This window comes from Massilia sp. ZL223, assembly GCF_018119395.1.
Classification (GTDB): domain Bacteria; phylum Pseudomonadota; class Gammaproteobacteria; order Burkholderiales; family Burkholderiaceae_D; genus Telluria.
Genome location: NZ_JAGPWD010000042.1, coordinates 42,072 through 49,597 on the forward strand (window position 1 = coordinate 42,072; position 7,526 = coordinate 49,597).

7 protein-coding genes are annotated in these 7,526 nt (G+C 66.0%); 6 read left to right on the forward strand and 1 reads right to left on the reverse strand.

The window, feature by feature from the left end; all coding sequences use genetic code 11:
- Positions 1-53: 53 nt before the first annotated feature.
- The gene (puuE, locus tag KBW95_RS21020) at positions 54-1,007 is read right to left on the reverse strand and encodes an allantoinase PuuE (RefSeq protein ID WP_211526011.1); all 954 of its coding nucleotides are present in this window, start codon (positions 1,005-1,007) and stop codon (positions 54-56) included.
- A 104-nt stretch (positions 1,008-1,111) separates the two neighbouring features.
- Here puuE and uraH point away from each other — a divergent pair, with 104 nt between their 5' ends.
- From uraH to KBW95_RS21050, 6 genes are all read left to right on the forward strand, one after another.
- A complete protein-coding gene (uraH, locus tag KBW95_RS21025; RefSeq protein WP_211526012.1) occupies positions 1,112-1,465 on the forward strand; it encodes a hydroxyisourate hydrolase in 354 nt (117 codons plus the stop codon).
- Positions 1,466-1,533: 68 nt separating this feature from the next.
- Complete coding sequence (locus KBW95_RS21030) at positions 1,534-3,372, forward strand: DUF4153 domain-containing protein (protein ID WP_211529255.1); 1,839 nt, start codon at positions 1,534-1,536, stop codon at positions 3,370-3,372.
- 49 nt (positions 3,373-3,421) lie between these two features.
- On the forward strand, positions 3,422-3,979 hold the full coding sequence (locus tag KBW95_RS21035; RefSeq protein WP_211526014.1) for a ClpP family protease: 558 nt from the start codon (positions 3,422-3,424) through the stop codon (positions 3,977-3,979).
- A 196-nt stretch (positions 3,980-4,175) separates the two neighbouring features.
- Positions 4,176-5,432, forward strand: coding sequence for a hypothetical protein (locus tag KBW95_RS21040; RefSeq protein ID WP_211529256.1), 1,257 nt, complete (start codon positions 4,176-4,178; stop codon positions 5,430-5,432).
- A gap of 10 nt (positions 5,433-5,442) precedes the next feature.
- Positions 5,443-5,847: a hypothetical protein gene (locus KBW95_RS21045; RefSeq protein WP_211529257.1), complete on the forward strand. Its 405-nt coding sequence runs from the start codon at positions 5,443-5,445 to the stop codon at positions 5,845-5,847.
- A 76-nt stretch (positions 5,848-5,923) separates the two neighbouring features.
- Entirely contained in the window at positions 5,924-7,489 is a 1,566-nt protein-coding gene (locus KBW95_RS21050; RefSeq protein WP_211529258.1) for a methyl-accepting chemotaxis protein, read from the forward strand.
- Positions 7,490-7,526: the final 37 nt, after the last annotated feature.

The following is a 7,526-nucleotide window of genomic DNA, read 5'->3' on the forward strand; positions in this document are numbered from 1 at the left end:
ATCTGATATTGCTTATCAACAAATCCAAATATCAACTATTCAGGCGCAACACTTCATTCTACGTAAGGGTGCACGCTTTTCCAGTGATTCGCGATATCGATGCGGCGCGCGACCCAGACATGCTGGTGGCGCTGCACGTAGTCGAGGAAACGCGCCAGCGCCGCCGCCCGCGCCGGCCGGCCGACCAGGCGGCAATGCAGGCCGATCGACAGCATCTTGGGCTGGTTCAGCCCCTTGGGATCGCCCTCCGCGTAGAGCACGTCGAAGGCGTCCTTCAGGTAGTCGAAGAACTGGGTGCCGGAATTGAAGCCCTGCATCGCGGCGAAGCGCATGTCGTTGGTGTCGAGGGTGTAGGGCACCACCAGGTGCGGGCTGGTGTGCGGGGCGCCGTCCGGCCCGGTGTGCTCGACCCGCTGCCACAACGGCAGGTCGTCGCCGTAGTGGTCGGCGTCGTAGGCGAAGCCGCCGTGCTCGACCACCAGGCGCCGGGTGTTGGGTGAATCGCGTCCCGTGTACCAGCCCAGCGGCGGCGCCCCCGTCAGTTCGCGGATGATCTCGACCGCTTCGCGCATGTGGGCGCGCTCGGTGGCCTCGTCCACGTTCTGGTAGGAGATCCAGCGCAGGCCGTGGCAGGCGATCTCGTGGCCCAGTTCGCGAAAAGCGGCCACTGCTTCCGGGTTGCGCCTGAGCGCCATCGCCACCCCGAACACGGTCAGCGGCAGACCGCGCTCCTCGAACAGGCGCAGCACCCGCCACAGCCCGGCGCGCGAACCGTATTCGTAGAGCGACTCCATGCTCATGTGGCGCATCGGGAAGGCGGCCGCGCCGATGATCTCGGACAGGAAGGTTTCCGAGGCCGGGTCGCCGTGCAGCACGCAGTTCTCCCCGCCCTCTTCGTAGTTCAGCACGAACTGCAGGGCGATCCGGGCGCCGCCAGGCCATTGCGGATGGGGAGGATGGCGGCCGTAGCCGGCCAGGTCGCGCGGGTAATTGGCGTAGGTGTCCATGGAAAGCGCTGGAGGTGGGTATATCGTCGATCATATATTGCGCTAAGCACAACGGTATATGATTGCCCGCATACGGCAGTTCATCGTTCACATATAGGAGCCATATGGGCAAGCTTTCCACCCACGTCCTCGACACCGCGCACGGCCGTCCCGGCGCCGGGGTCAAGTTCGACCTCTATGCCGTCGATTCCTGCGGCCGCACCCTGATAAAGAGCGAACTCACCAACCAGGACGGACGCTGCGCCGGGCCCCTGCTCGAAGGCGCCCAGCTGCGCGCCGGGCAGTACGAACTGGTATTCCACGCCGGCGACTACTTCGCCGCCCAGGGCGTGGAACTGCCCAGCCCGCGCTTCCTCGACCGGGTGACGATCGCCTTCGGCGTCTTCGACCCCGATCAGAACTACCATGTGCCGCTGGTGATGACGCCCTGGTCCTATTCGACCTACCGGGGCAGCTGAACATTCTGCCAGTGGCGGGCTGGTTTGAATGAACGTAATATTTACGCAATTCAAACAGGAGCCCGCCCATGCACCCCAGCGCAGCCGCAGAGTATCCCTACGAACAGGCGCAGCCCTCCGGTGTCGCGGCGGCGCGCATCGGCATCGGCCTGCTGCAGGGCCTGGTGTTGTACCTGCTCTATCAGGCGGGCGAAAGCCAGGCCTGGCCGGCAACCCGGCCCCTGCTGTTCGTACCGCTGCTGCTGGTGGCCGCCCTGGTGCCCGTGATCCTGATCAGCGGCCTCGGCCAGCTGACGCGGCGCCAGCTGCTGCTGTGGGCAGGCACGGCCGCTGCGCTGGCCGCACTGCTGGGCGTCTACGATGCCTGGGACCAGTTCGGCGCGCCGCTGCCTTTTTTCCAGAAGGACAAGTGGCGCCCGACCATGCCTTCGGAAGAGCTGTGCGGCTTCATGATCGCGAGCTTCTTCATCGCCCATGCGCTGGTGCTGTCCGGGGCGCAGGACCGGCGCAGGATCGCTTCCTACACCACCTACTTCGAGCTGGCCTGGAAACTGGGTGTACAGCTGGCGTTCTGCGGCCTGTTCGTCGGCGTCACCTGGCTGGTGCTGCACCTGGGCGCCGCGCTGTTCATGCTGGTCAAGCTCGGCTTCCTGCGCGAGACCATCCAGAAACCGTGGTTCGCGATTCCCGCGACCGCCTTCGCCTTCTCCTGCGCCATGCACCTGACGGACATGCGGCCGGCGATCGTGCGCGGAATCCGCAACCTGCTGCTGGTGCTGCTGTCGTGGATCCTGCCGGTGCTTACCCTGCTGGTGGCGGGCTTCCTGTGCAGCCTGCCCTTCACCGGGCTGGACGCCCTGTGGGCGACGAAAAGCGCCGGCGCCGTACTGCTGGGAGCGGCCGCCGCCTTTGTCATCCTGATCAATGCCGCCTGGCAGAACGGCGCAGCGCCGGTGGCGCGGCCGGTTGCGCTGGCGGCCAGGATCGCCAGCCTGCTGCTGGTGCCCGTGGTCCTGCTGGCCATCTACGCCCTGGCCCTGCGCGTGCAGGACCACGGCTGGAGCAATGACCGCGTGATCGCGGCCGCCTGCATGCTGGTGGCGAGCTGCTACGCGGGCGGCTATGCGGCCGCCAGTCTGCGCAAGGGCTGGCTGCCCAGCCTGGCCGGGGTGAACATCGCCGCCGCCTTCGTGGTCCTGGCCGTGCTGCTGGCGCTGTTCTCGCCGCTTGCCGATCCCGGCCGCCTGTCCGTCAACGACCAGCTGGCCCGGCTGCGCGACGGCAAGGTAACGGCGGCGGATTTCGACTTGGCCTACCTGCGTTTCCACAGCGGCCGCTACGGGCGCGAAGCGCTCGACCGGCTGGAAGCCCAGGCCGCCGGCCCGGATGCGGCCCTGCTGCGCTCGCGTATCGCCGCGGTCCGGGCCATGCGCGGTCCTTACGACAAACTGCACGATCCCGTCAGGCTGGCCAGCAATGTGCGCGTCTGGCCGGAGGGCACGCGCCTGCCGCCCTCCTTCCTGGCGACGGAATGGGCCAGGATGGACAAGGTCGATCTGCCGGACTGCCTGGAGCACCCGGGCGCCGGCTGCGACGCCTTCCTGATCGACTTCGACAACGACGGCAGGGCCGAAGTGCTGCTGCTCGGGGATAACGAAAAATGGACGCAGTCGGCGGTGCTCGGCGAGACCGCCGGCGGCAAGTGGCGCAAGCTCGCCCGCCTGGCGCCGGTGTCCATGTGCGCCCCCTTGCGCCAGGCTATGCGCGAGGGCAAGGTCCGGCCCCTGCCTTCGCGCCTGTCCGATCTCGAGGTCGCCGGCCAGCGGATCGCGGTGGCAGCGGACGAGGACCGCGAATCCGCATGCCCATCCACCCCTGCCGCCCAGCAGGACGCGGCCCGGCAGTGAAACTTGCTATGCTTGGCTCACCGCTCAGGAGAGCCAACGAGGCGAGTTCATGTCCCTGCACATCGTTCATTTCATCGGGCCCATCAACCACAATTCCGCCTGCGCGGTGCGCAACTGCTGCCTGCAGGCGCTGCAGAACGGCGCCACCGAGATCGAACTGCACATGTCCACCGAAGGCGGCAACATGACGGCCGGCTTCGCGCTCTATTTTTTCCTGAAGTCGCTGCCCCTGCCGCTTACCACCTACAACATCGGCAGCGTCGAATCGGTCGGCGTGGTGATCTTCCTGGCCGGCCAGAAACGCTATGCCTGCCCCGGCACGCGCTTCCTCGTCCATCCCCTGCACTGGGGCTTCGGCAGCCTGGTCGCGGCCGACCATGCGCGCGTCTCCGAATGGCGCGACTGCCTCGACTTCGACGCCGAGCGCTATGCCAGCATCTTCCTCGACGCCACTCGCGAAGCCGGCCGCGAAACCGACATTCGCGGCAATCTCACCGGCAACGCCCGCATCTTTACCGCCGAAGAAGCGGTGCAAGCCGGCATCGTTCACGACGCCATCCAGGCCCGCCTACCCGCCCAGGGTACGACTTGTCATTGGTGGAATTAATTCTGACAATTGCCTGTTTCAACTAAACAACAAGAACGTTGTCAATTTGTAGAGGAATCTCTCCAATTGTCATAAATCTGTTGCTGTCAAAATTGCCGCGTGGATAGAATCATTTCAATGATTCACGGCGCTTACCGCTTTTGCTGCCCATAGTCAGCGCCTCTTTTCCACGAGCAGCCCACGCAACGAAGCCTTTATGAACAAGAAGATCCTCGCCAGCTTGCTGGCACTCCCGCTGGTCGCTCCCGCGGCCTTCGCGCAGGAGACCTCCGGTTTTCCGGCAGTAAAAATCAGTGGTTTCGGCACCGGCGCCCTGACCTGGACCAATGAAGACCGCGCCGAATTCGCGCGTCCGAACCAGGTGAGCGGCGCCGCCGACAACGTCCGCACCGGCGTCGATTCGAACCTGGGCCTGCAGGCCGACATGCCGGTCAACAGCTGGCTGTCCTTCACCGGCCAGGTGCTGGTGCGCAAGGATGCGGAAGAACACTACGGCGCCGAACTGGGCTGGGCATTCGCCAAGGCGCGCATCAACGACAACCTGAGCGTGCGCGTGGGCCGCGTCGGCCTGCCGGTGTTCATGATTTCCGACTATCGCAACGTCGGCTACGCCAACACCATGCTGCGTCCGCCGGCAGAGATTTACTCGCAGGTGCCGTTCAACAGCATCGACGGCGCCGACATCACCTGGCAGAACAGCTTCGGCGACACCACCCTGACCTCGCAGCTGGCCTACGGCGGCGTCAAGTCGCCGCTGTCGGGCGACATCCACGCCAAGGGCAAGCAGATCGCCGCCCTGAACGTGTCGGCCGAACACGGCCCCTTCATCCTGCGTGCCGGCCACGCCCAGGCCAAGATCACCGTCGAGGATTCGACCTCGCTGAACACCCTGGTGGGAGGCCTGCGCGCCGCCGGCGCCGGCTACGGCTTCACGCAGCTGGTCACCCTGGCCAACGAGATCGAAGCCAAGGAAAAGAAAGCGACTTTCAGCTCGCTGGGCCTGGCTATGGACTGGAACAACATCGTGCTGCAAACCGAGTACGCGAAGCGCAAGACCAAGGCCTACATCAACGACACCACCTCGTGGTACGTGATGGGCGGCTACCGCTTCGGCAAGTTCCTGCCTTACTACTCGCACGCCAACCTGAAGATCGACAGCGCCGTCGTCAACACCGTGCCGGCAGCCTGCCCGGCCGGCTACCCGGCGGCCTGCACCCCGACCATGCAGGCGCTCGGCGCCGGCGTGCGCCGCCTGCCGAACACCGGCGTCGGCCAAGGCGAGCAGACCACCGACAGCATCGGCATCCGCTGGGACTTCGCCAGCTCGGTGGCCCTGAAGGCGCAGATCGACCGCGTCAAGCCGAAGAACGGCAACGGCCTGTTCGTCAACGCCAAGCCGGGCTTCACCGGTCCGGTGACCGTGGGCGCCGTCGCCCTCGACTTCGTGTTCTAAGGAGCGGGCGATGAAGAAACTCATGCTGGCCGCAATCGCGGCAACCGCCTTCGGCGCAACGCCGGCCATGGCCGAAGTGGTGGTCGTGGTAAGCGCCAAGGCCGCCGAATCGACCATGACCAAGGAACAGGTCGCCCAGTTCTTCCTGGGTAAATCGACCGCGATGACCCCGGTCGACCAGGCCGATTCCTCGCCGATCCGCGCCGAGTTCTACAAGAAAGTGGCGGACAAGGATGCGGCGCAGGCCAAGGCCCTGTGGTCCAAGCTGGTGTTCACCGGCAAGGCCACGATGCCGAAGGAAGCCGGCGACAACGCCGGCGTCAAGGCGGCGCTCGCCGCCAATCCGAAGGCCATCGGCTACATCGACAAGAGCGCAGTGGACGCGACCGTCAAGGTCGTCTACACCGCCCAATAAACCGGAGTAATCCGGTAAGACATGCCCGCCACCGGCCCTTGCGCCGGTCGGCGGGTCACGCATTCTGGAGGCAACAATGAGCATCAAGCGCAGGATCTGGGCACTGCCCGTCATCTCCGCCATTATCTTCGGCCTCGGGGCCGGCGCCAGCGCCATGATCGCGACCGGCGCGCTGAACTCGATCACCACGACCGAGAGCGTGGACTATCCGGTCCTGGATGCCTCCAAGGCCCTGTCCCTGGACGTGGCCGCCGTCACCGACGGCCTGCAGGACGCGGTCGCCGAAGGCGACAAGGACAAGATTGCCCAAGTGGGCGAGCAGGCCGCCAAGCTGCGCGCCAAGCTCGACAAGTACAGCCAGATCCCGGGCCAGCGCGATACCTTCGCGCGCCTGGGCAAGGAATTCGACGCCTATTACGCGCCCGCCCTGTCGTCGGCGCGCATCATGCTCGAAATGGAGCAAGGCGACCCGCAGGCCGCCGTCGGCAAGATGCAGGTGGCCCTGGCCGTCCTCAACAAGGACCTGGCCGCCACCAACGAAGCGGCCAAGCGCCAGTTCACCGAAGGCATCGCCAGCAGCAAGGAAAGCGTCAACCGCGTCCTGACCGCGATGATCCTGACCGCGCTGATCGTGATCGCCTGCCTGGCCGCGGTGTCGTGGTTCGTGGTGCGCACCATCTGGCATCAGCTGGGCGGTGAGCCGGAATATGCGCGCGAGATCGCACAGGCGGTCGCTTCGGGCGACCTGTCGATGGACATCCGCCTTGAGGCGGGCGACAACGCCAGCCTGCTGGTGGCGCTGAAGGAAATGCGCGCCCGCCTGGCGACCCTGGTGGCCGAGATCAAGACCTCGGCCGACACCATCGCCAGCGCCAGCGGCGAGATCGCGACCGGCAACGCCGACCTGGCGCGCCGCACCGAATCGCAGGCCTCGAGCCTGGACCGCACCACCCGCGCGATGGAAGAACTGACCGGCGCCGTGCGCCAGAACGCGCAGAACGCGACCGAAGCGAATTCGCTGGTGGAATCGGCGACCAATATCGCAACCCGCGGCGGCCAGGTGGTCGGCGGCGTGGTGAGCACCATGGGCGACATCAACACTTCGGCCAACAAGATCGTCGAGATCATCTCGGTGATCGACGGCATCGCCTTCCAGACCAACATCCTGGCGCTGAACGCCGCCGTGGAAGCGGCGCGCGCGGGCGAACAAGGCCGCGGTTTCGCCGTGGTGGCGGGTGAGGTGCGCAACCTGGCCCAGCGCAGCGCGGCGGCGGCCAAGGAGATCAAGGAGCTGATCGGCGACTCGGTGGCGAAGGTGAACGCCGGCAGCGCGCTGGTCGACGAAGCCGGCGTGACCATGGACCAGATCGTGGAGTCGGTGCGCAAGGTGCAGACCATCATGGCCGAGATCAGCGCGGCAGGCGCGCGCCAGAGCGCGGGCATCGAGGACATCGGGCGCGCGATCACCAGCATCGACGAAATGACCCAGCAGAACTCGGCGCTGGTCGAGGAAGCATCGGCGGCGGCGGAATCGCTGACCGAGCAGACCGGGCAGCTGACGGGGGCCTTGTCGGTGTTCAAGCTGGACAATGCGCCGGTGTTGTCGGCGAATTTGGGGAAGCAGCGGCTGGCCTTGCGCTGAGATCTGCTTGCCTTCATGGAAAGCCGCCTCTCAGGCG